The sequence below is a fragment of the Pseudomonas sp. HD57-3 genome, assembly GCF_056113135.1.
Window position 1 is genome coordinate 5299700 of record NZ_CM148568.1, and the last position, 24510, is coordinate 5324209.

Genomic DNA, 24510 nt, shown 5'->3' on the forward strand with positions numbered 1-24510 from the left:
CTGCCTTCGTCGGAACGCCGCCCGGAGCAAGCTCGCTCCCACAGTTGACCGAGTTCCGACAGACAGAATGCGGTCGAATGTGGGAGCGAGCTTGCTCGCGATGAGGCCGGCAGAATCAACAAAAACTCAGGCCTGTGGCCAGAACGCCCGAATCCCCGCCACACCCTGAGCCCCGGCATTCCACGCTTTTTCGCGCTCCGCCCGGCCGACTCCACCCAACAGAAACACCGGTTTGCTGAAGCCTTCGATCAGCGTCGAAGCCTGCTCCCAGCCCAACGGCTGTGCGTCCGGGTGAGTCAGGGTCGGCTGCACCGGCGACAGGGTGACGAAATCCACGCCCATCTGCTCGGCCAGCGCCAGTTCTTCAGCGTTGTGGCAGGACGCTGCCAACCAGCGATCTGCCGGCAGCGGACGACCCGCTGCCGCGTACTTGCGCAACTGCGCCGAGGTGATGTGCCAACCAGCGGCCGGGAAATCGCCCAGCCACTCGAACGGGCCCTTGATCATCAACTGCGCCTTGCCGGCACACAGGCCGACCGCATCCACCGCCAGGTCGCGGTACTTCGGGTCATAACCGTTGGGCGCACGCAGCTGAATCAGTTTGATACCGCCGGCAATCGCCTTCTGGATGCCGCGCAGCAAGGCCGGGGTTTCCAGGTCTTCCGGGGTGATCAGGTATTCGGCAGGCAGACGCGCCGCCGCGACGATCGGCTGGTTGGCCGCCGGGAATTCGTAATCCGTCAGCTCCTTGGCCGAAACCCAGGCCAAAGGCTGGCCCTCGGCACCGTGGGGTTCGCCGGTGAAGCTCGAGACTTCCCAGACATCCAGCAACACCTGCTTGTCCGGGTAATCATGACGCACCTTGATCAGCGGCCGGGCGGCACCGACGACGATGCCCAATTCTTCGTGCAGCTCACGGGCCAGCGCGGTTTGCACCGACTCGTCGGCTTCGACCTTGCCACCGGGAAATTCCCAGAGGCCGCCCTGATGCTGGGTATCGGCACGGCGGGCGATCAGAATCTTGCCGCTGTCGTCACGAATGACGGCGGCGGCGACGTGTATACGTTTCACGACTGCAACTCCTCCAGTCCTGCCTTTTGCCAGGCCTTGAAGGCCGGCCATTGGTAGACGGTTTCAACATAGGCTTCATCATCGGCCGGCAGCTTCACCTGATAGGTGCGCAGGCGCACGGCAATCGGTGCGAAGAACGCATCGGCCAGCGACACCCGACCAAACAGGTAAGGCCCAGGTTCAGTCGCGACGGCGCGGCATTCGGCCCATAGCGCGAGCATGCGCTCGACATCGACCTTCACTTCCGGCGGCACCGGGTTGAGCGGCGCGTCGTGGCTCAGGTTGAACGGCATGTGATTGCGCATGGCGAAGAAGCCGCTGTGCATCTGTGCGCAGGCGGATCGGGCCTGGGCGCGGGCGGCGATATCGGTCGGCCAGAGTTGTTCGGAAGGAAACTGTTCGGCCAGGTATTCGGCAATCGCCAGAGAGTCGGCGACGGTGCCGCGGGCGGTCTTCAGCAGCGGCACCTTGGCGGTCGGCGAGTGCGAGAGCAGCCGCTCGCGGGTGTCGGGCTTGCCGAGTTTGACCAGTTCTTCGGTGTAGGGCGCGCCGGTCAGTTCAAGCGCCAGTGCCGCGCGCAGGGACCAGGAGGAAAGCAGTTTGTCGCCGATGATCAGGTGAAGGCTCATGTTCGGGTCCTTTCATGGGACAGAAGAAAAGGAGGTCCGCAGACCTCCCTCTTCGGCAGGGATCAGGTGCGGTATTCGGCGTTGATCTTCACGTACTCGTGGGACAGGTCGGTGGTCCAGATGGTTTCGCTGCAATCGCCGCGACCCAGTTCGATACGGATGGTGATTTCTTCCTGCTGCATCACTGCCGAGCCCTGGGCTTCGGTGTAGGTCGCGGCGCGGGCGCCACGGCTGGCGATGCACACGTCGCCGAGGAACACGTCGATCTTGCTCACGTCCAGATCCGGCACGCCGGCACGACCAACGGCAGCGAGGATTCGGCCCCAGTTCGGGTCGGACGCAAACAGTGCAGTCTTGATCAGCGGCGAGTGGGCCACGGTGTAGCCGACGTCCAGGCATTCCTGGTGATTGCCGCCGCCGTTGACTTCAACGGTCACGAACTTGGTCGCGCCTTCGCCGTCACGCACGATGGCCTGAGCCACGTCCATGCACACTTCGAATACGGCCTGTTTCAGCTTGGCGAACAGCTCGCCTTCGGCACTGCTGATTTCAGGCAGCGCAGCCTTGCCGGTGGCGATCAGCATGCAGCAGTCGTTGGTCGAGGTGTCGCCGTCGATGGTGATGCGGTTGAACGACTTGTTGGCGCCGTCCAGCATCAGGTTGTGCAACACATCGCGGGAGACTTTGGCGTCGGTGGCGATGTAACCGAGCATGGTCGCCATGTTCGGACGGATCATGCCCGCGCCCTTGCTGATGCCGGTGACGGTGATGGTCACGCCGTCATGCTGGAACTGGCGGCTGGCGCCTTTTGGCAGCGTGTCGGTGGTCATGATGCCGGTGGCGGCAGCTTCCCAGTTGTTTTCCGACAGATCGTCCAGTGCGGCCTGCAAGGCGCCTTCGATTTTCTCAACCGGCAGCGGCTCGCCGATCACGCCAGTGGAATACGGCAGGATCTGGCTGGCATCCACGCCGGTCAGTTCGGCCAGTTTGGCGGTGGTTCGCTCGGCGGCGGCCAGGCCCGGTTCGCCGGTGCCGGCGTTGGCATTGCCGGTGTTGGTCAACAGGTAGCGCACAGCGTTCTGCACGCGCTTCTTGGCCAGGATCACCGGCGCTGCACAGAAAGCGTTCAACGTGAACACGCCCGCCACGGTGGAACCTTCAGCGCAACGCATCACGACGACATCCTTGCGCCCCGGGCGCTTGATGCCGGCCGAAGCGATACCGAGTTCAAAACCGGCAACCGGGTGCAACGTTGGCAAAGGACCAAGACCAACAGCCATGAATGCGCTCCTTACTCAATGATGTCAGCACCGCCAAGCGTAGTGGCGGTGGTGTAAATGGCAAAACGCCGCGACGGCTGGTGCCGGTCGCGGCGCGGGTATTTCAGCGATTGAAACGGGTTTTACTGGATCTGCCCGTGGCAATGCTTGAATTTCTTGCCCGAACCGCAGTAGCACAGTTCGTTGCGGCCCAGCTTCTGCTCGTTGCGAACCGGGGCGGTGGCGAGGGCCACATCGACCTCTTCACCGACCAGTTCCGGTTGCGCTTCCAGGCCAGGAGCCTCGGCGTGTTCGAACTGCATGCGGGCGGCCAGTGCTTCGGCTTCCTGACGCAGGCGTTGCTCTTCCTCGGCCGGATCTTCGCGGCGAACCTGAACGTGCGACAGCACACGGATCGAGTCGCGCTTGATCGAATCCAGCAGCTCGGAGAACAGTGTGAAGGACTCGCGCTTGTATTCCTGCTTCGGGTTCTTCTGCGCATAACCACGCAGGTGGATGCCGTGACGCAGGTGATCCATGGTCGACAGGTGGTCTTTCCACAGGTCGTCGAGAACGCGCAGCACGATCTGCTTCTCAAAGGAACGCAGGGCTTCGGCGCCAGCCTGGTCTTCTTTTTCGTTGTACGCGGCGATCAGCTCGTTCATCAGCTTCTCGCGCAGGGTTTCTTCGTACAGGTGATCGTCTTCGTCGAGCCACTGCTGGATCGGCAGTTTCACGCCGAAGTCGCTGGCGATCGACGCTTCCAGACCGGCCACGTCCCACTGCTCTGGCAGCGATTGCGGCGGAATGTGCGCGCTGACGGTGGCGTTCAGGACGTCCTGACGGAAATCAGCGATGGTCTCGCCGATGTTGTCCGCAGCCAGCAACGTGTTACGCATGTGATAGATCACTTTACGCTGTTCGTTGTTGACGTCGTCGAACTCGAGCAGTTGCTTGCGGATGTCGAAGTTGCGGCCTTCAACCTTGCGCTGTGCCTTCTCGATGGCGTTGGTCACCATGCGGTGCTCGATCGCTTCACCGGACTGCATGCCCAGGGCCTTCATGAAGTTCTTCACCCGGTCAGAGGCGAAGATGCGCATCAGGCTGTCTTCCAGCGACAGGTAGAAGCGGCTGGAACCGGCGTCACCCTGACGGCCGGCACGACCACGCAGCTGGTTGTCGATACGGCGGGATTCGTGACGCTCGGAGGCGATCACCTGCAGACCGCCGGACTCCAGCACTTGCTGGTGACGCTTCTGCCAGTCGGCCTTGATCTGGGCGATCTGCTCAGGGGTCGGGTTTTCCAGCGACGCGACTTCAACTTCCCAGTTGCCGCCCAACAGGATGTCGGTACCACGACCGGCCATGTTGGTAGCAATGGTCAGTGCGCCCGGACGACCGGCCTGCGCGATGATTTCAGCTTCTTTTTCGTGGAACTTGGCGTTCAGGACCTTGTGTTCGATGCCTTCCTTCTCGAGCAATGCGGACATGTGCTCGGAGGTTTCGATGGTCGCAGTACCCACCAGCACCGGACGGCCGGCAGCCATGCTTTCCTTGATGTCGTTGACGATCGCCGCGTATTTCTCTTCGGCGGTCAGGAACACCAGGTCGTTGTAGTCCTTACGGGCCAACGGCTTGTTGGTCGGGATCACGATGACCGGCAGGCCATAGATCTGATGGAATTCGAACGCTTCGGTGTCGGCCGTACCGGTCATGCCGGACAGTTTTTCGTACAGACGGAAGTAGTTCTGGAACGTGGTCGATGCCAGGGTCTGGCTCTCGGCCTGGATGTTCAGGTTTTCCTTGGCTTCGATGGCCTGGTGCAGGCCTTCGGACAGACGACGGCCCGGCATGGTACGGCCGGTGTGTTCGTCGACCAGTACGACCTGACCGTCCTGCACGATGTATTCGACGTTGCGGTGGAACAGTTTGTGCGCACGCAGACCGGCGTAGACGTGAGTCAGCAGGCTCAGGTTGTGCGCCGAGTACAGGCTCTCGCCCTCGGCCAGCAGACCGATGCTGGTCAGCTGGTCTTCGATGAACTGGTGACCGGCTTCGTTGAGTTCGACCTGACGGGTCTTCTCGTCAACGGTGTAATGGCCTTCCTGGGTGACTTCGCCTTCGACTTCTTCGACGTGCAGCTTGAGTTTCGGGATCAGCTTGTTGATCTCGATGTACAGCTTGGAGCTGTCCTCGGCCTGACCGGAAATGATCAGCGGGGTACGCGCTTCGTCGATGAGGATGGAGTCGACTTCGTCGATCACGGCAAAGTTGAGTTCGCGCTGGAATTTCTCTTCCATGCTGAACGCCATGTTGTCGCGCAGGTAGTCGAACCCGAATTCGTTGTTGGTGCCGTAGGTGATGTCGGCAGCGTAGGCGGCGCGCTTCTCTTCCGGCGGCTGGAACGGCGTCACGATGCCGACGGTCAGGCCGAGGAATTCATACAGCGGGCGCATCCAGTTGGCGTCACGGCGGGCCAGGTAGTCGTTCACGGTCACAACGTGCACGCCCTTGCCGGACAGCGCGTTGAGGTAAACACCCAGGGTACCCACCAGCGTCTTGCCTTCACCGGTACGCATTTCGGCGATCCGGCCTTCATGCAGGGTCATGCCGCCGATCAGCTGGACGTCGAAGTGGCGCATGCCCATGACACGCTTGCCGGCTTCGCGGGCGACCGCAAAGGCTTCGGGCAACAGCTTGTCGAGGGTCTCCCCCTTGGCAATGCGGTCCTTGAACTCTGCGGTCTTGGCGCGCAGTTGATCGTCCGAGAGGGCGACCATCTTCTCTTCGAAGGCATTGACGAGCTGCACCGTCTTGAGCATGCGTTTGACTTCACGCTCGTTCTTGCTTCCAAAAAGTTTCTTTAACAAAGGCGCAAACATATCGGCAGGATCTTCCACACTAAAGGGATGGAGGGCGGCCCCGTGAGTCGCCCGTGCAGCCCTCATGGCCGCATGCGAACGAGCATTCTACCCGGAAACGGTGGTGAGGAAAGTGGGGATATTCCACGATGCTGGCACTGCGCTTTGACGGGGCTCACTTAAAATAGGGGCGTTTTGCTCAACTTCAAGCCGTACAGCAAAGAAGTTAGTCGTTGATTTAATGGGCAAAGCAGGGACAAAAGCAATGGGCGAGTGAAATGGGTGCCATCTGCTACCATGGCGCCTCTGTCACTTCAGGTCCTAGATCATGGCATTTCGCCCTCTCACAGCCAGAGCGCCCGCCGTTCTGCTACGCGAAGCCAGGCCGTTGAAAGCCATCCTCGGTCATGCGCAACGCCTGGCCCATCTGCAACGTCTGCTCGAAAGCCAACTGCAACCCGCCGCCCGTGAACATTGCCACGTGGCCAAGTGGCGCGAAGGCGAACTGTTGCTGATTGTCACCGACGGCCATTGGGCCACGCGCCTGCGCTATCAGCAGAAACGTCTGCAACGGCAACTCCAGATGTTCGACGAGTTCGCCAATCTGACGCGGATCAAGTTCGCCGTGCGGCCACCGACCATCCAGCGCGAGGCGAGCGGGCCGACGATCGACCTGTCGACGGATGCGGCGGCGACCATCCAGGCCACCGCCGACGGGATCAGCGATCCGAATCTGCGAGCGGCACTGGAGCGACTGGCCGCCCACGCCAAACCCAAAACCTGAGCCTTGTTGATCAGCGGCGTTTGCTGCCGCCGAGCAATGAGCCCATCAGACCGCGCACCAACTGTTTACCCAGCGAATTCGCCGCCTGACGCATCGCCGACTTGAGCGCCTGCCCTGCCGCCGTGCCGAGGAATTCTCCGGCCTTGTCCGCCAGACTCGGCTCTTCAGCGGCCGGTTTGCCCGGCGCCGCTTCAGCCTCCGGCGCCAGCCCCTTGCGACGCATCAGGATTTCATAGGCCGACTCGCGATCGATCGGCTTGTCATAACGGCCCTTGAACGGCGAACCGGCAATCAGCATCGTGCGCTCGGTCTCGGTCAACGGCCCAATCCGCGATTGCGGCGGCGCCACCAGCACTCGCTGAACCATTTCCGGCGTGCCCTTCTCCTGCAAGGTGCCAACCAAGGCTTCGCCAATCCCGAGTTCGGTGAGCACCGACAACGTGTCGAACGCCGGATTCGGCCGGAAGCCGTCCGCCACCGCCCGCAGGGATTTCTGTTCCTTGGCGGTGAACGCGCGCAGGCCGTGCTGGATCCGCAGCCCCAGTTGCGCCAGCACATCGTCCGGCAGATCGCCCGGTGACTGGGTGACGAAATACACGCCCACGCCTTTGGAACGGATCAGCCGCACCACTTGCTCCAAGCGCTCTTGCAACGCCTTGGGCGTATCGCCGAACAACAAATGTGCCTCATCGAAAAACAGCGCCAGCAGCGGTTTGTCGGCATCGCCGCGCTCCGGCAGTTGCTCGAACAGTTCGGCCAGCAGCCACAACAGGAAGGTCGCGTAGACCTTCGGCGCCTCATGCACCAGACGACTGGCGTCAAGCAGATGGATGCGCCCGCGACCGTCAGCGGTCGGCTGCAGAATGTCTTCCAGTTGCAGCGCCGGTTCGCCGAACAACGCTTCGGCGCCCTGCTGCTCCAGTGTCGCCAGACGCCGCAACAGCGCCTGACTGGAACCGGTGGTGAACAGCGCGGCGTCTTCGCCCAGCAGCTGCGGATTGTCCTTGAGGTGGTTGAGCAGCGCCTTCAGGTCTTTGAGATCCAGCAGCAACAGGCCTTCGCGATCCGCCACCTTGAACGCTGCATACAACGCCGATTGCTGGCTGTCGGTCAGTTCCAGCAAGGCGCCGATCAGCAGCGGGCCCATTTCACTCAACGTAGTGCGCAACGGATGACCGGACTGACCGTGAATGTCCCACAAGGTCACGGGATACGCCTGAGGCGTGTGCTTGAGCCACGGCATGCCGGCGATGCGCTCGGCGATCTTGCCTTGAGGGTTGCCGGCAGCACCGAGGCCGCACAGGTCGCCCTTGACGTCGGCGGCGAACACCGCGACCCCGGCGTCGCTGAACGCCTCGGCCAGACGCTGCAAAGTAACGGTCTTGCCGGTACCGGTTGCGCCGGCGACCAGTCCGTGACGGTTGGCCAGGCGCATGGCCTGGGCGATCGGTTGCCCGGCGAGGTCGGCGCCGATTGTGAGTTGCGAAGATTCAGGCATTTGGTCACCCAATGGTTAATCTTTGATCGAGCATGGCCGATAGCTAAAGGTGACAGATGCGACTGACATCCGCATCGGAGATTTCCCTAAGGAGAAGCGGAAATACCTGCTTGTACCCATCAAGCCCACCTGGCGAGTATCTATAGAAGCACGCCCTGAATAATAAGACCTTAGCGGAACCCCAAGCCATGAACAAAAATCTGCGTTTCAGCCATAAAATCCTGCTTGCCGCCGCCCTCATCGTCATTGCCGCCTTCGCCTCGTTCACGCTGTACAACGACTGGTTGCAGCGCAATGCGATCCGCGAGGACCTGGACAATTACCTCAACGAGATGGGCGAGGTCACCGCCGACAACATCCAGACCTGGCTCAGCGGGCGCATCCTGCTGATCGAGAACGCGGCACAGAACATTGCGATCAACCCCGAGCCGTCCGCCGTCGCCAGCCTGCTGGAACAGAAAGCCCTGACGTCGACCTTCATGGCGTCCTACCTCGGCGATGCCACCGGGCACTTCACCATCCGCCCGGATGCGAAGATGCCGGACGGTTTCGATCCGCGCGTTCGCCCTTGGTATAAAGGTGCGGAAAGCAGCAGCACCTCGACCCTGACCGAACCGTACATCGACGCCGCCACCGGCCAGACCATCATTTCCATCGCCACCGCCGCGAAAAAGGCCGGTCAGAGCGTCGGCGTGGTGGGCGGCGACCTGAGCCTGCAAACCCTGATCAACACCCTCAGCGCCCGGGACTTCTCCGGCATGGGTTATGCGTTCCTGGTCAGCGCCGACGGCAAGATCCTGGTGCACCCGGACAAGGCCCTGGTGATGAAGTCACTGAAGGAAGCCTATCCGCAGGACACTCCGCGCATCAGCAGCGACTTCACTGAAGTCACCGTCGACGGCAAGACCCGCATCGTCAACTTCACCCCGATCAAGGGCCTGCCGTCGGTGAACTGGTACATCGGTCTGTCGGTGGACAAAGACAAAGCCTTCTCGATGCTCAGCGAATTCCGCGCTTCGGCCGTGATCGCGACCGTGATTGCGGTGGCGATCATCATCGCCCTGCTCGGCATGCTGATCCGCATCCTGATCCAGCCGCTGCACGTGATGACCCGCGCCATGGAAGACATCGCCGACGGCGAAGGCGACCTGACCAAGCGTCTGACCATCCAGAACCAGGACGAATTCGGCGTGCTCGGCACCGCGTTCAACCGTTTCGTCGAACGTATCCACGGCTCGATCCGCGAAGTGTCGTCGGCCACCGGCCAGGTCAACGAAGTCGCCTTGCGCGTGGTCGCAGCCTCGAACTCGTCGATGTACAACTCCGACCAGCAAGCTTCGCGCACCAACAGCGTGGCCGCCGCGATCAACCAGCTCGGCGCCGCCGCCCAGGAAATCGCCCGCAACGCCGCCCAGGCCTCGACCCAGGCCAGCGACGCCCGTGGCCTGGCCGAAGACGGTCAGCAAGTGGTGGAGCGCAGCATCAAGGCAATGAACCAACTGTCGAGCATGCTCAGCGCATCCAGCAGCAATATCGAATCGCTGAACAGCAAGACCGTGAACATCGGCCAGATCCTGGAAGTGATCACCAGCATTTCCCAGCAAACCAACCTGCTGGCGCTCAACGCGGCCATTGAAGCAGCGCGGGCCGGTGAAGCCGGGCGCGGATTTGCGGTGGTGGCGGACGAGGTGCGCAACCTCGCCCACCGCACCCAGGAATCGGCGCAACAGGTGCAGACCATGATCGAGGAGCTGCAAGTCGGCGCCCGCGAATCCGTCAGCACCATGAGCGACAGCCAGCGTCACAGCCAGGACAGCGTGGACATCGCCAACCTCGCCGGCGAGCGTTTGAACAGCGTGACCCAGCGCATTGGTGAAATCGACGGGATGAACCAGTCGGTGGCCACCGCTACCGAGGAACAGACTGCCGTCGTCGAGTCGATCAACGTGGATATCACCGAGATCAACACGCTGAACCAGGAAGGCGTCGAGAACCTGCAGGCGACGTTGCGGGCTTGCTCGGATCTGGAACAGCAGGCTTCGCGATTGAAGCAACTGGTTGGCAGCTTCCGCATTTAAAGCCGCTCTGCCGGTCGTCTTCGTCGGTGCGCTACCCACCGACGAAGACGACCGACAATCCCTCCGAAACCGGCCTTGCACCCCACCGCGAAACCCCGACCGAACATCTATTCTTGATAAAGGTCAACCAAGGGAGATCAAAGCGGAGGGACGTTCACCGTGCATATCGCCGACATCACCATGTTCTACGCCCCGGCCAGCGGTGGCGTGCGCACCTACCTGGATGCCAAGCACCGTCGGCTGGGGATCAAACCCGGCATCCGCCACAGCCTGCTGATTCCCGGCGCGGATTTCGGCGAACGTGATGGCGTCTATACGGTTCCCGCCCCCGCCCTGCCTTTTGGCAAAGGCTATCGCTTTCCCCTGCGCCTGGCCCCTTGGCGAAATGTCCTGCAGGATCTGCAACCCGATCTGATCGAAGTCGGCGACCCGTACCTCACCGCCTGGGCCGCGCTCGATGCGCGTCGGCAGCTGGATGTGCCGGTGATCGGTTTCTATCACTCCGACCTGCCGCTACTGGTGGGCAACCGCATGGGCCACTGGGTCACGCCGAATGTCGATGCGTATGTGCGCAAGTTGTACGGCAATTTCGACCGGGTGCTGGCGCCCAGCCAGGTCATGGCCGACAAGCTCAGCGGGCTGGGCGTGCGCAACGTCTTCGTGCAACCGCTGGGCGTTGACCTGCACACCTTTCATCCAGATGCCCGCGATGCCGGACTGCGCAGCGAGCTGGGGATTGCCGAGGACACGCGCCTGCTGATCTTCGCCGGTCGCGGTTCCAAAGAGAAAAACCTGCCAGTGCTGCTCGATTGCATGAAACGCCTGGGCCCGCGCTATCACCTATTGCTGGTCGGCTCGTCGATGCCGGCGTCCGTCCCGGACAACGTCAGCGTGATCGACCGTTTCTGCCCGGCCGCGCAGGTCGCGCGACTGATGGCCAGTGCCGACGCGCTGATCCACGCCGGCGATCAGGAAACCTTCGGTCTGGTGATTCTGGAGGCGATGGCCTGCGGCATCCCGGTAGTGGCGGTGGCGGCCGGGGCGTTCGAGGAAATCGTCAGCGAATCCTGCGGCCTGCTCTGCGCGCCGAACAACGCGCAAGCCATGGCCAATGCCGTGCGCGAACTGTTCAGTCGCGGAACTGGCGTACTCGGTCAACAGGCACGCCAGCATGTCGAACGGCATTACGCCTGGGACACGGTGGTCGATAGCCTGCTGGGGCATTATCACGCCGTACTCGGCGATTCGGTTCCACGGGTGGCCAATGGCTGAATCTCACGAGCGCCCGGCGCTGATGCTGGTGCTGCATGACGTGGCGCCCTCCACGTGGGCCGATTATCGAGCGTTCGTCGAAGCCGTTGACCGGTTGGGCAACGTCCCGATGACGTGGCTGGTGGTCCCGGACTTCCACCGACACGATGCCCTTGAAGCTCATCCGGCGTTTTGTCGAATGCTCGACGAGCGCGTCGCTCGCGGCGATGAACTGGCCCTGCACGGCCACTTTCATGAAGACACCGAACCCGGCCCGCGCACGGCGCGCGACTGGTTCATGCGCCGGGTCTACACCCATGAAGGCGAGTTCTATCAGTTGTCCCGGGAAGCCGCCCTCGCCCGCCTGCGCCCGGGCATCGATCTGTTTCGGCGCCACGACTGGCCGCTGCACGGTTTCGTCGCCCCCGCCTGGCTGATGAGCGCCGGCACGCGCCAGGCACTGCGCGAATTGCCGCTGCGCTACACCAGCGATCCGCAGCATCTTTATCACTTGCCGGATTTCACCGCGGTCGAGGCTCCGGGACTGGTCTGGAGCGCACGCAGCGCCTGGCGTCGCGGCATGTCGAAGGTCGTCAGCGAACAGCGTGAACAGCGCTGGCGTCAGGCGCCGGTGATTCGTCTAGGCTTGCACCCGGTGGACATGCGCCACCGGTTTTCCCGGGATTACTGGTGGCGCACCCTTGAACGACTGTTGGCGGACGGACGCGTGCCCATGACCAAAATCGACTGGATGACGCGCCAGCGCACTCAAGCCGAGCGTGCCGCTTGAGCCGCGGCATTCTGTTGCTGATCGGCCTGCTGGTGGCCGTCGCTGTGCCCGTCCTGCTCGGGGGCGGCGAGACCTGGGAGCGCCTGCAAGCCTTTCCGCTGCGCTGGCTGTTGATCATGTTCGCCATGGTTCTGCTGTGCTGGGGCATCAACACCTTGCGCCTTCGGCTGCTGCTCGGCGATCAGCGTGACCGGGTCACGCCCGTCAAAAGCCTTGGGGTGGTGATGGCTGCCGAATTCGCCTGGTGCGCCACGCCCGGCGGCAGCGGCGGGCCGTTGACGATCATGGCGTTGCTGGCGCGCAGCGGCGTGCGCCCGGCCCGGGGCAGCGCCGTGTTTGCGATGGATCAGTTGAGCGATCTGCTGTTCTTTCTCTGCGCCCTGATCGGAATTCTGATCTACGCGTTGTTCCAGCATCTCAGCGACCGTATGGAATGGTTGCTGATCGTCAGTGCGATGTCGTTGACCGGCGGCCTGTTCAGTTGCGTGCTGGTCGCGCGTTATCACCGTCGCTTGATCCGCCTGAGCGGGCGCCTGCTGGCCGGAATGAACGTCGAACCGCGTACCCGACGGCGCTGGGCGCGGCAGTTGCTGCACTTTCTGGCCGCTTTCACCGATGCGCTGAAATTGCCGTGGCAGACATTGATCAAGGTGTTCGTCCTGACCTGCGTGCATTGGTCGCTGCGTTACAGCGTGCTGTATCTGGCGTTGCGCGGGCTGGGGGCGGACGTGCAGTGGGCCTGGACGTTTCTGATCCAGATGCTTTCGCTGGGTGCGGGGCAATTCAGCCTGTTGCCGGGCGGTGCCGGTGCAGCGGAATTGACCTCGGCGGCGCTGCTGGCGCCGATGGTCGGCAAATCGACCGCGGCGGCGGCGATCCTGATCTGGCGGGTGGTGACGTATTACTTCTATCTGCTGGTCGGTGGCCCGGTGTTTCTATTGATGCTGGGCCGGCCGTTGCTGAAAAAGCTGCTGAGCGTCAGACAGGCTTCTTGAGGTCATCCTCTTCGTCCTTGAGTTGTTCCCACAGCTCGGCAGCGCCGGGAAACTCCGTGCCGTCCTCCGGGCTCAGGTCATCCGGGTCATAGCGGCTCAGGCAGCCCTCACCGAGGGTGGCGGGTGCCTTGGAAGTGGCTTTGTCCAGTGGATCGCTCATGAACGCTTCCTCACAGGGCTGCAACAAGTCGAAAAAAAGGGCCTGAGGCGATTGAACGCCCAGGCCCTTTGTTTTTCAACCGAAAGGTTCGATCAGAACACCACGGTCTTGTTGCCGTGCACCAGCACGCGGTCTTCCAGGTGATAACGCAGACCACGGGCCAGCACCATCTTCTCGACGTCACGGCCGAAACGCACCATGTCTTCGATGCTGTCGCTGTGGCTGACACGCACCACGTCCTGCTCGATGATCGGTCCGGCGTCCAGCTCTTCGGTCACGTAGTGGCAGGTCGCACCGATCAGCTTCACGCCGCGCATCGAAGCCTGGTGGTACGGCTTGGCACCGACGAACGACGGCAGGAAGCTGTGGTGAATGTTGATGACTTTGTGCGCGTATTCCCGGCACATGTCCGGCGGCAGGATCTGCATGTAACGCGCCAGCACCACCACTTCGGCGTCGTGCTGCTTGACCAGACGCGACACTTCATCGAAGGCCGGTTGCTTGTCCTGCGGATTGACCGGCACGTGGTAATAAGGAATGCCGTGCCACTCGACCATGCTGCGCAGGTCGTCGTGGTTGGAAATCACGCAGGAGATCTCGCAATCGAGTTCATCACTGTGCCAGCGGTGCAGCAGGTCAGCCAGGCAGTGGGATTCGCGGCTGGCCATCAGCACCACGCGTTTTTTCTGCTCGGTGTCGGTGATGCGCCAGTCCATCGAGAACTCTTCGGCGATCGGTGCAAACTTCTCGCGCAACACCTCGATACCGAAAGGCAGGGAATCGGCACGGATTTCGTGACGCATGAAGAACCAGCCGACCTGGTTATCCGAGTGGTGGCTCGCTTCGGTGATCCAGCCATTGTGGGCCGCCAGAAAGTTACTGACTTTGGCAACGATGCCAACGCGGTCCGGGCAAGAAATCACCAGCCGAAAAGTGCGCATGAGGGGGAAACTCCAGAACTTCGCAAAGGCGGCCATTCTAGCGACTGCGCGGGAAAACTGCAGTATTGATGACCCTCGGAGGCTCACGGCAGCCCGTCGCAGCTTTTTTGACGCCCGTAAACGCCAGAATGATGGCGCAGTAATAGCCATGCATGAACAGACTGATGTGAATATCTGTGAAGACTCCATCACATTATTTAACTGAACATTCAATTCAGGGCTTTTCAACGTAACTAATTCAAATAAAAACCCCGGTTAAATGTTTACTTGATGAAACAGCCTGACTATTATTGCCGCACTGTCCCCTGCCATCGCGCACTCCCACATAAGGTAGTAATCATGTCCTTGATCAACGAATATCGTGCCACCGAAGAAGCTATCAAAGAGCTGCAAGCCCGTTTGAAGAACCTGTCGCAAGACGACAAACTGCAAGCCGAGCTGGAATTCGAAGGCAAACTGCGCACACTGATGGGCGAATATTCCAAATCCCTGCGCGACATCATCGCGCTGCTGGATCCAGAGTCCAAAACCAAAGCACCACGTGGCGGCGCAGCCAAAACTACCGGCACCAAGCGTGCTCGCAAAGTTAAACAATACAAAAACCCGCACAACGGCGAAGTCATCGAAACCAAAGGTGGCAACCACAAAACTCTGAAAGAGTGGAAAGCCAAGTGGGGCGGTGACGTGGTTGAAGGCTGGGCTACCCTGCTGGGCTAAGCCGCAACCCTTGTCGCAGAGCGCTTCTGTGACACAAAAAAACGCCAGCGAATGCTGGCGTTTTTTTATGCCCGGCATTCAAGCGCCGGACATGTTCGATTTCAAAGATCCAAACGTTTGCGCAATGCCTGGACATAGTTCTGCCATTCAACCAACACCTCGGCCTGCATCGGCGCAGCACTAAGCAGCCATTGCTCCATGGCCTCGGCAAAAGATTGCAAGGTATTAGGGGCACCCCACTCCGGCGCGGACAAGCGTTGCCGGCAAAAGGTTTTCCAGCGTTCTTGTTCTTCGAAATTCAACGTATCGGGAAAGTTACGTGCTCGATATCGAAACAACAATTCAGGCAAACGTTCGTCATCGAACGGCCATTGCTCTCGCGCCAATTGAGCAGGATCGGTCGTCCTCACTTGCTCACATAAACGACGATCGCGATCACCGATAAATCCGTCGTACAACTGTTGTTCGGGATCTTCACTCGAGGCGAAATCTTCACTGGCATAAATCGCCGAGACTTTATCTTTCCAAACTTGTTGTGCGTCACTTAGTCGCAATGCACGCGCCTGATACAACGCCATGTCCAGACCCAGACGCTGCTGATCTTCGGCTCTCAGCACCGCCAACGGCGCCACCACCGGGCACTTGTTGATGTGAATAAGCTTGAGCGGCACCGGCAACTCGCCTTCGGCCAATTGGTCACGGCGGGTATACAGCCGCTGACGCAATGTTTCGGCATCCAGGTCGAGCAGCCCCTGCGGGTCCAGGTGCAGATCACAGACGATCAGCGCGTTCTTGTTGCGCGGATGCCAGGCCAGCGGCAGCACCACGCCGACATAACTGCGCGCAGCGGAGAAGCGACCGGAGATGTGCACCATCGGCTGCAACAGGCGAATCTGGTCCATGACCTTTTGTTTGCTGCGCAACTGGAACAGCCAGTCATACAGCTTCGGCTGCTTCTCGCGGATCAACCGGGCCAGAGCAATGGTGGCGCGCACGTCCGACAACGCTTCGTGCGCATTGCCGTGATCGATGTTGTTGGCGGCGGTCAAGCGCTCGAGCTTGAGCGTTACCTTGCCTTCGTCATCGGTCGGCCAAACCAGCCCATCCGGGCGCAACGCATAGGCGGCGCGTACCACGTCGATCAGGTCCCAGCGACTGTTGCCGCCCTGCCATTCACGGGCATAGGGATCGAAAAAGTTGCGGTACAGGCTGTAGCGGGTCATCTCGTCGTCGAAGCGCAAGGTGTTGTAACCCGCGCCACAGGTGCCGGGAGCCGCGAGCTGGGCGTGAACCCGAGTCATGAAGTCAGCTTCGCTCAAGCCCTGTTCGGCGAGACGACTCGGGGTGATGCCGGTGATCGCGCACGCCGCCGGGTGTGGCAGGATGTCTTCGCTGGGCTGGCAGTAGAGATTGACCGGCGCGTCGATTTCGTTGAGTTCGTGGTCGGTGCGGATCCCGGCCACCTGCAACGGGCGGTCGCATCGGGGATTGATGCCGGTGGTTTCGTAGTCGTACCAGAAAATGGAAGTCACGGGCGGTTCCTGAACTGAAGATCGGCAAAGTCTAGGCGTTCGACTGCGGTCGCGGCCAGCGCCGCATCATTCAGTCACCTTTGGTTGAAGGATGTGTATGACATAGTTATGTCGTTTCCCCCCGAGAGACTGCTAGCATCGGACGCACTTGCATCCCGATCCGGCAACATCAGGTAGCCCATGCTCGAGACCACAGCACCGCCAAGGAAAGCACCGCTGGCCCCGCTGGACACGCGGCACCAGGTCGAAACGCCGGAAGGCATCGACCTGCCGCTGCGTCCCGCCGGCCTGATGGTGCGTGCCGTGGCGTTCACCATCGATCTGGGGTTGCGCGGGCTGATTTTGGGCCTGCTGCTCATGGTGCTGGCGCTGCTCGGCAAACTCGGCATCGGTCTGGGCTCACTGCTGCTGTTCGTGGTGAGCTGGTGGTACATGGTGTTGTTCGAAGTGCTGCGTCAGGGCCGCTCGCCGGGCAAGCAATGGATGGGCCTGCGGGTGGTGCACGACGACGGCACGCCGGTCGGCTGGTCGGCGTCGCTGCTGCGCAATTTGCTGCGTTTTGTCGACCTGATGCCGTTCGGCTATTTCCTCGGTGTGATCAGTTGCCTGCAACACCCGACCTTCAAACGCCTCGGCGACATCGCTGCCGGCACGCTGGTGATCTACAGCGAACGCCCGCTCAAGCGCCCGCAATTGCCCGATGCCGAACCGCGCCGCTCGCCGATCCCGCTGACCCTGACTGAACAACGCGCCCTGCTCGCTTTCGCCGAACGCCAAAGCGAACTGTCGACCGCGCGGGTCAACGAACTCGCTGCATTGCTGGCCCAGCCGCTGCACATCAGCGCGCCGAAAGCCGTCGGTGAACTCAACGGCATCGCTCGCGGTCTGTTGGGTCCGACATGAAGCAAAGCCTTTTCGAATCCCGCTACAAGGCCGAATGGGAGCGCTTCACCCTCGCCCTCGAACGTCTGGAACGAGGCAAGGACACTTCGCAGGTCGCGGAATTTCCCAAGGCCTATCGCCGACTTTGCCAGCATCTGGCCCTGGCGCAAGAGCGCGGCTACAGCAGTTTTCTGGTCGACTCCTTGCAACAGCAAGTGCTGCGCGGCCATCAACAGCTTTACCGGCATCGCAGCCAGCTCGGCGCTAACGTGCTGGGTTTCATCCTCGCCGGTTTTCCACAGCTGGTGCGCGCCGAATGGCGTTTCGTGCTGGCCGCCGCCCTGCTGTTCTTCGGCAGCCTGGCCGGTTTCGGCTTGCTGGTTTTCCTGTTTCCGGAGCTGGTCTACAACCTGATCCCCGCCGATCAGGTCCGCGAGATGCAAAGCATGTACGACCCTGCCGCCGGCCATCTCGGGCGTTCCGCCGAGCGCGCGGCGAGCGAAGACTGGGTGATGTTCGGCTACTACATCATGCACAACATCGGCATCGCCTTTCAGACCTTCGCCAGCGGTTTGCTGCTGGGGGTGGGCAGTGCGTTTTTCCTGTTCTACAACGGGCTGATCATCGGCGCGGTGGCCGGCCATCTCAGCGAGATCGGCTTCGGCCAGACCTTCTGGTCGTTCGTGATCGGGCACGGCGCGTTCGAACTCAGCGCCATCGCCCTGGCCGGCGCGGCAGGACTGAAACTGGGTTGGGCATTGATCGCGCCGGGACGCCTGACACGAATCGAGGCCCTGCAGATCGCGGCGCGCCAGAGCATCCTGCTGATCTGCGGCGTGATGCTGTTTCTGTTGATCGCCGCGTTTATCGAAGCCTACTGGTCGTCGCGCACCGGGGTTACGCCGCAGACCAAATACCTGGTCGGCGCCGGGCTCTGGCTCTGTGTGGCGCTCTATCTGCTGTTCGCCGGAAGGACCCGCCATGCGCCTGAGTGACGCAACCGTGGCGATCCGTCCGCGCACCACCTGGGAAGCCATGGATCTGGGCGTGCTCATGAGCCAGCAACATCGGCGCCTGCTGATGACCAGTTGGGCCATCGTCACCCTGCCGCTGTTCGCGGTGCTCAGCCTGTTGTTGTGGGATTCGCCGTCACTGGCCGTGTTCATCTTCTGGTGGCTGAAACCGGCCTACGAACGCTTGCCGCTGTACATCCTGTCCAAGGCGCTGTTCGGCGAAACCCCCACCTTGAAACAGGCCTTGCGCCAATGGCCGCGCCTGCTCAAGCCGCAACTCATCGCCAGCCTGACCTGGCGCCGCCTCAGCCTCAGTCGCAGCTTCCTGCTGCCCGTGCTGCAACTCGAAGGCCTCGACGGCACGGCCCGTCAGCAGCGTTTGCAGGTGTTGTTGCAACGCAATGCCGGCGCCGCGCAGTGGCTGACGATCATCGGCGTGCACCTGGAAACGGCGCTGTGGATCGGCCTGATGGTGTTGTTCTACCTGCTTCTGCCGCAACAGGTCGAAACCGATTGGGACTGGCAAAGCCTGATCTTCGCGGCCGACTACGAATGGCGCTGGCTGGAGCATCTGACCAATGCGTTCTATGCGCTGATTCTGGTGATCTGGGAACCGGTGTATGTCGCCTGCGGATTCAGCCTGTATCTGAACCGCCGCACCGTCCTCGAAGCCTGGGACATCGAACTGGTGTTCCGCCGCTTGCGCCAGCGTTTGAACAGCAGCGCGATCGGCTTGCTAATGGTGGCGTGTCTGCTGTTGCCGGGGTTGCCCTCAGCCTGGGCTGCCGAGCCTGCCACTGCTCCGGATGCACCGCGTCTCCTGAATCAGCCACTGACCAGCGAGGCGTCCCGCAACAGCATCAAGGCCTTGCTCGAACAACCACCATTCAAGAACAAGGAAACCGTCACCCGTTATCGCTTCGGCGAAGATCCCGCGGCTGCCGAAAAACCCAGGGAAGGCGAAGCTCCGCAATGGTTGAAGACCCTGCTCGATTGGCTGGACGGCCGACACCTCGACGGCCTGGCCAAGGCGATCGAAGTCGTGCTGTGGGGCGCGGTGACTGCCGGGATTGGCTGGCTGGTCTGGCGCTACCGGGATTTTCTGCAAGCGTTCGTCGGCCGCCGTCCGCGCTTGCCCGAAGCGAACAAAAGGCCCTTGCCGCAACAGGCCTTCGGTCTGGATCTGCAAAAGGAAACCTTGCCCGATGACATCGCCAGCCACGCGGAACAGCTCTGGCAAACCGAACCGCGCGCAGCGTTGGGTCTGCTGTACCGGGCACTGCTCAGTCATCTATTGCACGACTTCAACCTGACCCTGAAACCCGCCGACACCGAAAACGAAGTGCTGGCCCGGATCGAACAATTGCAGCGACCGGACCTGCTCACTTATAGCCGTCATCTCACCGGCCACTGGCAGAACATGGCCTACGGGCACCGCGTACCGGCGGAGCATCTGCAACAGGAATTGTGTGACGGCTGGCGCACTCTGTTTGGCCACGGAGTCGCCCGTTGAAGCGGCGCACGCTCTGGCTGTTGTGCGGCGCGCTGATCGTCGCCCTGCTCGGTGCGCTGGGCATTTATCTGTACCTCAACGCCACGCCTTACCAGGCCGAGGTCGATCACGGCCCGTCCCCCGCTGCACAAGCCAATCCTTATCTGGCAGCGGAGATGTTTCTGCGTGAACGCGGGATCGACGTCAGTCATGCCGAAAGCCTCGCCGTGTTGCCCGATATCGATCCGCGCCAGCACACGCTGCTGATGTTCAACGACCGCTCGAAAATGACTCCGCGTCAGGTCGATCAGGTTCTGAACTGGGCCCGGGCTGGCGGAAGGCTGGTGTTCGTTGCCGAATCGATCTGGGATGAAAAGACCGGCCAGAGCAACGACCTGTTGCTTGACCGCGTGCAACTGCATCAATCCTTCACCAAGGATCTCAAGGGCACGCCACCGGATGCCGCCGAAGATCCCTGGCCCAATCTGACCAAGCTCTATCTGGAAGACGAAGACACCCCGGCCTATGCCGGGTTCGACACCGCGTTCCACCTCGACGACCCGAAAAACCTCGCCCAGGCCTGGGCCAACAGCGCGAAAGCCACACACATGATGCAACTGGCTTTCGGCCTCGGCACGATCACCGTGGTCACCGATGCCGATCTGTGGAAAACCCCGGCCATTGCACAGCACGACAATGCCTGGCTGCTCTGGTACCTCAGCGCCGACACCGCCGTGACCTTGTTGTACAACACCGAACACGACAGTCTGCTGACCCTGCTCTGGCGCTATTTCCCGCAAGCCATTGTCGCCCTGCTGGCGCTGATCGGCCTGTGGCTGTGGCATGTCGGCGTGCGTCACGGCCCGGTGCAGGCGCCGGCTCCGAGTGGTCGTCGACAGTTGATGGAACACCTGCGCGCCAGTGCCGATTTCATCCTGCGTCACAACGGTCAACAGACCTTGCTGCAAGCCTTGCAGCAGGATGTCCTGCGCCGCGCCCGTCACCGTCATCCCGGTTTCGACCAACTGAACGTCGCCGAACAATGGCTGGTGCTGTCGCGCCTGACCCGCCAACCGACCCGTGCCATCAGCCAGGCCCTGAGCCCGGCACCGAAGCGGCGTATGTCCAGCGCCGAATTCTGCCGTCAGGTCGCCCACCTGCAAGCCTTGAGGAACACGCTATGACCGAACACATCGAATCCGGCTCGCCCGGCCACGCGGCCCAACAACGCCAGCGCGCGAGCCAGTTGGCGCAAGCGGTGCGCGGTGAATTGCAGAAGGCGCTGATCGGCCAGAACCCGGTGATCGACGACGTGCTGACCGCCCTGATCGCCGGCGGTCACGTGCTGCTCGAAGGCGTTCCCGGCCTCGGCAAAACCCTGTTGGTACGCGCCCTGGCAAAATGCTTCGGCGGCGAATTCGCGCGCATCCAGTTCACCCCGGACCTGATGCCCAGCGACGTCACCGGCCACGCGGTCTACGACCTGCAGACCGAGCAATTCAAACTGCGCAAAGGCCCGTTGTTCACCAACCTGCTGCTGGCCGACGAGATCAACCGCGCCCCGGCCAAGACGCAAGCCGCCCTGCTCGAAGCGATGCAGGAACGTCAGGTCACCCTCGAAGGCCGGGCCCTGCCGATTGCCCAGCCGTTCATGGTGCTCGCCACGCAAAATCCGATCGAACAGGAAGGCACTTACCCGCTGCCGGAGGCCGAACTCGACCGCTTCATGCTCAAGGTCCGCATGGATTACCCCGATGCCGATCAGGAGTTGGACATGGTGCGGCAGGTCAGTCGCTCGACCCGTGCCGACATGCTCGACGTGCAACCGCTGCGCACCGTGTTGCAGGCCAAGGACGTGCAAGCCCTGCAACGCATCGCCAGCGATCTGCCGCTGGACGAGCAGGTGCTCGATTACGCCGTGCGCCTCGCCCGCAGCACCCGCACCTGGCCGGGGCTGACCCTCGGCGCCGGACCACGCGCCTCCATTGCACTGGTGCGTTGCGCACGCGCCCGGGCCCTGTTGCGCGGCGGCGAATTCGTGATTCCCGACGACATCAAGGGCTGCGCACTGGCGGTGTTGCGCCATCGCGTACGCCTTGCACCGGAGCTGGATATCGAAGGGCTGCAAGTCGATCAAGTCCTTCAGCAACTGCTCGACCAAGTACCGGCGCCGCGCCTGTGAAACCGTCGCGCCTGCTGTTGATCTGGCTGGCGATCCTGCTGGCCATCGGTATTGTGCTGGGCGCGTTGCAGGCGCTGGACGTCGAGGTGCCGTCGAGCCTGTTGTCGATCAACTGGGGATTGTTGCTGGCGCTGCTTGCGCTGAGCCTGCTGGACGCGCTGCGTCTCAAGCGCCTGCCCTCGCCCCGCGTGCAACGACAGATGCCCGGCAGCCTGGCCCTCGGTCGCTGGAGCGAAATCCGGCTGGAGGTCGAACACGACTTCGACCCACCACTGGCCATTCAACTCTTCGACCACGTACCCGACGGCCTCAGCCACGAAAACCTGCCGCTCTCCACCGAGCTGCAACCCGGCCAGCGCAGCCTGATCGGCTATCGCCTGCGCCCACTCAAACGCGGCCACTTCACCTTCGAAATCTGCGAACTCAACCTGCCGAGCCCCTTGGGTCTGTGGTCCGGCAAACGCCTGCTGAACATCACCGACCACACCCGCGTCTACCCCGACTTCGCCCGCCTCTACGGCGGCCAGTTGCTGGCGGTCGACAACTGGCTCAGCCAACTCGGCGTACGCCAGCGCCAACGCCGTGGCCAAGGGATGGAATTCCATCAACTTCGGGAATTTCGCGAAGGCGACAGCCTGCGCCAGATCGACTGGAAAGCCACCGCCCGCCACCGCACACCGATTGCCCGCGAGTACGAAGACGAGCGGGATCAGCAGATTGTTTTCATGCTCGATTGCGGGCGGCAGATGCGCAGTCAGGACGGCGAGCTGTCGCATTTCGATCATGCGTTGAATGCGTGTCTGCTATTGAGTTATGTGGCGTTGCGCCAGGGGGATGCGGTGGGCTTGTCCACCTTCGCCAGCGATCAGCCGCGGTTCATTGCACCGGTCAAAGGTGCGGGGCAGCTCAAGGTGTTGCTCAACGGTGTTTATGATCTGGATAGCACGCGGCGTTCGGCGGATTATCCGGCGGCGGTGAATCAGTTACTGGCCAGACAGAAGCGTCGGGCGCTGGTGGTGTTGATCACCAACCTTAGAGATGAGCATGATCAAGAACTGTTGAATGCCGTGAAACGTTTGATTCACCAGCATCAAGTACTTGTTGTCAGTCTCCGCGAACGGATCCTGGATCTTGTACTTCATTCTCCTGCGAGGACCATGGAGGAATCGCTGACCTACTGCGGCACGGTGGATTACCTTAACGTCAGAGCCGACATCAATGAGCGGTTAAATGCTCATGGGGTTCCGGTACTGGACGTCCACGCAGGTGAAATGAGCGCGGAACTGGTGACTCGCTACAAAGCGTGGAAAAAAGCAGGTGTATTGCATTGATCATGTCCTGCGAAAAAGATCTTTTATTCAAGTATCGGAGACCGTACGACATTTACCTGCGCCGATTCTTTCGCCGTGTCGGTTTGGCTAAACACATAGGCCCATACCTCCACGATCCCCATTATGATTCCCGTGGCGAGCCATTGCACTGTTGCCCTGCCATCCTCACCCGTAAAACTCACCCCTATCTCAAAGTCATTGAGTCTCCAACGAACTTCTCTTCCTGCGATAGGCTTCAGCGTTTGCTGGTCCGCAACAAACACTGCAAATTCACAGGTTTGTCCGATGTGTAGCTCAAACGGATAGCGGGTCATTCTATAAATCGTTGCTCGTTTCTGTTCCTGAACCACTATCCGCAGCGTCTTTGAATCGGGAGCCCCGATACCCTGAGTGACGATCAGATCATTCTCCCCAACGTTTGCAGCCACAAAATCAAATTGCGCAATACCATTTTTATCCGTAACGGACTCAGGCAACGCTTTGCCTTCGTATGAGGCATTGATAGGAACCCCGGAGACAGGCGTACCGCTGGGAGTAGCGATGACCAATGCCTGGGCACTGACTTTATATCCGGCATATGTAACAGGCCGATCACAGCTCACTGATCCAATGATCATGTCTTCAATTCGGACAGGAATGGAAGGCGAATTCGGCATTCCCGGATAATTCGGCATTTCAAAGTGCAGACTGCACGAATTACTTGGCGACTGATTAGTCGATATATTCCAAACCAAATTGCTGAATGTATTCGGATCCTCAACCATTTGAATCGGCCGCCCTTCTTCAGGAGCAATTTCAATGCCGCTCATATCGCTGTTTGAAACACGGCATATGGCAATGGGTGATTCGGCATCGCCAATCAAATAGCTTCCATCAAACTCCAATGTCAGTTGATAACACTTACCTGCTACCAAGTTCAGCCTCAGATCGTCCCACCTGCAACGCACGCCATCGAGATGAGGCCTGAAATTTGCCCGCCAGGTTGAAGTCTGTAAAAAATTGGTCATTTTCAAACCTCGTGTTCTTCCAGTGTTTCGTGAAATA

At 61.2% G+C, this 24510-nt stretch carries 21 protein-coding genes and 1 pseudogene; 13 read left to right on the top strand and 9 right to left on the bottom strand.

Features of this window, described 5'->3' with window-relative positions; all coding sequences use genetic code 11:
• Positions 1 to 126: 126 nt before the first annotated feature.
• The 4 genes from AC0R79_RS24030 to secA all read right to left on the bottom strand — a co-directional run bounded on the left by AC0R79_RS24030 (position 127) and on the right by secA (position 5841).
• The gene (locus AC0R79_RS24030) at positions 127 to 1071 is read right to left on the bottom strand and encodes a Nudix family hydrolase (protein WP_474731873.1); all 945 of its coding nucleotides are present in this window, start codon (positions 1069 to 1071) and stop codon (positions 127 to 129) included.
• Complete coding sequence (locus AC0R79_RS24035; RefSeq protein WP_007951223.1) at positions 1068 to 1700, bottom strand: glutathione S-transferase family protein; 633 nt, start codon at positions 1698 to 1700, stop codon at positions 1068 to 1070. The genes AC0R79_RS24030 and AC0R79_RS24035 overlap by 4 nt, the downstream gene beginning before the upstream one ends.
• Positions 1701 to 1762: 62 nt before the next feature.
• Complete coding sequence (argJ, locus tag AC0R79_RS24040) at positions 1763 to 2980, bottom strand: bifunctional glutamate N-acetyltransferase/amino-acid acetyltransferase ArgJ (protein WP_127799573.1); 1218 nt, start codon at positions 2978 to 2980, stop codon at positions 1763 to 1765.
• A 122-nt stretch (positions 2981 to 3102) separates the two neighbouring features.
• Positions 3103 to 5841, bottom strand: a complete 2739-nt coding sequence (gene secA, locus AC0R79_RS24045; protein ID WP_127799575.1) for a preprotein translocase subunit SecA — start codon at positions 5839 to 5841, stop codon at positions 3103 to 3105.
• 307 nt (positions 5842 to 6148) lie between these two features.
• Here secA and AC0R79_RS24050 point away from each other — a divergent pair, with 307 nt between their 5' ends.
• Positions 6149 to 6604: a DUF721 domain-containing protein gene (locus tag AC0R79_RS24050; RefSeq protein WP_007951226.1), complete on the top strand. Its 456-nt coding sequence runs from the start codon at positions 6149 to 6151 to the stop codon at positions 6602 to 6604.
• A 10-nt stretch (positions 6605 to 6614) separates the two neighbouring features.
• Here the strand turns inward: AC0R79_RS24050 and AC0R79_RS24055 are convergent, their stop codons facing one another.
• Positions 6615 to 8102 carry a helicase HerA-like domain-containing protein gene (locus AC0R79_RS24055; RefSeq protein ID WP_474731877.1) on the bottom strand — a complete coding sequence of 496 codons (1488 nt, stop codon included), beginning with the start codon at positions 8100 to 8102 and terminating at the stop codon, positions 6615 to 6617.
• 188 nt (positions 8103 to 8290) lie between these two features.
• Here AC0R79_RS24055 and AC0R79_RS24060 point away from each other — a divergent pair.
• The 5 genes and pseudogenes from AC0R79_RS24060 to AC0R79_RS24080 all read left to right on the top strand — a co-directional run.
• A pseudogene (locus AC0R79_RS24060) lies at positions 8291 to 9322 on the top strand (HAMP domain-containing protein); the annotation flags it as partial.
• 93 nt (positions 9323 to 9415) lie between these two features.
• Positions 9416 to 10180 (top strand): methyl-accepting chemotaxis protein, encoded by a 765-nt coding sequence (locus tag AC0R79_RS24065; protein ID WP_371855245.1) that lies wholly within the window; start codon positions 9416 to 9418, stop codon positions 10178 to 10180.
• A 159-nt stretch (positions 10181 to 10339) separates the two neighbouring features.
• Positions 10340 to 11452: a glycosyltransferase family 4 protein gene (locus AC0R79_RS24070; RefSeq protein WP_474731879.1), complete on the top strand. Its 1113-nt coding sequence runs from the start codon at positions 10340 to 10342 to the stop codon at positions 11450 to 11452.
• Positions 11445 to 12221: a DUF2334 domain-containing protein gene (locus AC0R79_RS24075; protein WP_474731881.1), complete on the top strand. Its 777-nt coding sequence runs from the start codon at positions 11445 to 11447 to the stop codon at positions 12219 to 12221. Before AC0R79_RS24070 ends, AC0R79_RS24075 begins: the two co-directional genes overlap by 8 nt.
• Positions 12218 to 13216, top strand: a complete 999-nt coding sequence (locus AC0R79_RS24080; RefSeq protein ID WP_085730245.1) for a lysylphosphatidylglycerol synthase transmembrane domain-containing protein — start codon at positions 12218 to 12220, stop codon at positions 13214 to 13216. The genes AC0R79_RS24075 and AC0R79_RS24080 overlap by 4 nt, the downstream gene beginning before the upstream one ends.
• Here the strand turns inward: AC0R79_RS24080 and AC0R79_RS24085 are convergent.
• Both AC0R79_RS24085 and purU read right to left on the bottom strand, forming a co-directional pair.
• Positions 13200 to 13376, bottom strand: a complete 177-nt coding sequence (locus AC0R79_RS24085) for a hypothetical protein (protein WP_007951232.1) — start codon at positions 13374 to 13376, stop codon at positions 13200 to 13202. The genes AC0R79_RS24080 and AC0R79_RS24085 overlap by 17 nt on opposite strands.
• Positions 13377 to 13468: 92 nt before the next feature.
• Positions 13469 to 14317 (bottom strand): formyltetrahydrofolate deformylase, encoded by an 849-nt coding sequence (gene purU, locus AC0R79_RS24090; protein ID WP_011335666.1) that lies wholly within the window; start codon positions 14315 to 14317, stop codon positions 13469 to 13471.
• A gap of 339 nt (positions 14318 to 14656) precedes the next feature.
• Here purU and mvaT point away from each other — a divergent pair, with 339 nt between their 5' ends.
• Positions 14657 to 15034, top strand: a complete 378-nt coding sequence (gene mvaT, locus AC0R79_RS24095; RefSeq protein WP_007951234.1) for a histone-like nucleoid-structuring protein MvaT — start codon at positions 14657 to 14659, stop codon at positions 15032 to 15034.
• A gap of 101 nt (positions 15035 to 15135) precedes the next feature.
• Here mvaT and sbcB read toward each other — a convergent pair whose 3' ends face one another.
• Positions 15136 to 16566, bottom strand: coding sequence for an exodeoxyribonuclease I (sbcB, locus tag AC0R79_RS24100; protein WP_474731884.1), 1431 nt, complete (start codon positions 16564 to 16566; stop codon positions 15136 to 15138).
• A 180-nt stretch (positions 16567 to 16746) separates the two neighbouring features.
• On the opposite strand from sbcB, the gene AC0R79_RS24105 reads away from it, so the two are divergent.
• Genes AC0R79_RS24105 through AC0R79_RS24130 form a run of 6 tightly spaced genes read left to right on the top strand, consistent with a single transcriptional unit; the run spans position 16747 to position 23466 of the window.
• Positions 16747 to 17469 (top strand): RDD family protein, encoded by a 723-nt coding sequence (locus AC0R79_RS24105; protein WP_474731886.1) that lies wholly within the window; start codon positions 16747 to 16749, stop codon positions 17467 to 17469.
• Entirely contained in the window at positions 17466 to 18443 is a 978-nt protein-coding gene (locus AC0R79_RS24110; protein WP_127799591.1) for a stage II sporulation protein M, read from the top strand. Before AC0R79_RS24105 ends, AC0R79_RS24110 begins: the two co-directional genes overlap by 4 nt.
• A complete protein-coding gene (locus AC0R79_RS24115) occupies positions 18430 to 19974 on the top strand; it encodes a DUF4129 domain-containing protein (RefSeq protein WP_474731888.1) in 1545 nt (514 codons plus the stop codon). The genes AC0R79_RS24110 and AC0R79_RS24115 overlap by 14 nt, the downstream gene beginning before the upstream one ends.
• A complete protein-coding gene (locus tag AC0R79_RS24120; RefSeq protein ID WP_474731890.1) occupies positions 19971 to 21137 on the top strand; it encodes a DUF4350 domain-containing protein in 1167 nt (388 codons plus the stop codon). The genes AC0R79_RS24115 and AC0R79_RS24120 overlap by 4 nt, the downstream gene beginning before the upstream one ends.
• Positions 21134 to 22135, top strand: coding sequence for an AAA family ATPase (locus AC0R79_RS24125; protein WP_474731892.1), 1002 nt, complete (start codon positions 21134 to 21136; stop codon positions 22133 to 22135). Before AC0R79_RS24120 ends, AC0R79_RS24125 begins: the two co-directional genes overlap by 4 nt.
• Positions 22132 to 23466, top strand: a complete 1335-nt coding sequence (locus tag AC0R79_RS24130; RefSeq protein ID WP_474731893.1) for a DUF58 domain-containing protein — start codon at positions 22132 to 22134, stop codon at positions 23464 to 23466. Before AC0R79_RS24125 ends, AC0R79_RS24130 begins: the two co-directional genes overlap by 4 nt.
• A 23-nt stretch (positions 23467 to 23489) precedes the next feature.
• On the opposite strand, the gene AC0R79_RS24135 is transcribed toward AC0R79_RS24130, so the two are convergent.
• Complete coding sequence (locus tag AC0R79_RS24135; protein ID WP_375747787.1) at positions 23490 to 24479, bottom strand: hypothetical protein; 990 nt, start codon at positions 24477 to 24479, stop codon at positions 23490 to 23492.
• Between the last annotated feature and the right edge of the window lie 31 nt (positions 24480 to 24510).

Excerpts from the sequence above, each read along its gene's own strand:
- AC0R79_RS24035 (WP_007951223.1), bottom strand. The coding sequence starts at position 1,700 with ATGAGCCTTCACCTGATCATCGGCGACAAACTGCTTTCCTCCTGGTCC.
- argJ (WP_127799573.1), bottom strand. The coding sequence starts at position 2,980 with ATGGCTGTTGGTCTTGGTCCTTTGCCAACGTTGCACCCGGTTGCCGGT.
- secA (WP_127799575.1), bottom strand. The coding sequence starts at position 5,841 with ATGTTTGCGCCTTTGTTAAAGAAACTTTTTGGAAGCAAGAACGAGCGT.
- AC0R79_RS24050 (WP_007951226.1), top strand. The coding sequence starts at position 6,149 with ATGGCATTTCGCCCTCTCACAGCCAGAGCGCCCGCCGTTCTGCTACGC.
- AC0R79_RS24055 (WP_474731877.1), bottom strand. The coding sequence starts at position 8,102 with ATGCCTGAATCTTCGCAACTCACAATCGGCGCCGACCTCGCCGGGCAA.
- AC0R79_RS24065 (WP_371855245.1), top strand. The coding sequence starts at position 9,416 with ATGTACAACTCCGACCAGCAAGCTTCGCGCACCAACAGCGTGGCCGCC.
- AC0R79_RS24075 (WP_474731881.1), top strand. The coding sequence starts at position 11,445 with ATGGCTGAATCTCACGAGCGCCCGGCGCTGATGCTGGTGCTGCATGAC.
- AC0R79_RS24085 (WP_007951232.1), bottom strand. The coding sequence starts at position 13,376 with ATGAGCGATCCACTGGACAAAGCCACTTCCAAGGCACCCGCCACCCTC.
- purU (WP_011335666.1), bottom strand. The coding sequence starts at position 14,317 with ATGCGCACTTTTCGGCTGGTGATTTCTTGCCCGGACCGCGTTGGCATC.
- mvaT (WP_007951234.1), top strand. The coding sequence starts at position 14,657 with ATGTCCTTGATCAACGAATATCGTGCCACCGAAGAAGCTATCAAAGAG.
- AC0R79_RS24105 (WP_474731886.1), top strand. The coding sequence starts at position 16,747 with ATGCTCGAGACCACAGCACCGCCAAGGAAAGCACCGCTGGCCCCGCTG.
- AC0R79_RS24110 (WP_127799591.1), top strand. The coding sequence starts at position 17,466 with ATGAAGCAAAGCCTTTTCGAATCCCGCTACAAGGCCGAATGGGAGCGC.
- AC0R79_RS24115 (WP_474731888.1), top strand. The coding sequence starts at position 18,430 with ATGCGCCTGAGTGACGCAACCGTGGCGATCCGTCCGCGCACCACCTGG.
- AC0R79_RS24125 (WP_474731892.1), top strand. The coding sequence starts at position 21,134 with ATGACCGAACACATCGAATCCGGCTCGCCCGGCCACGCGGCCCAACAA.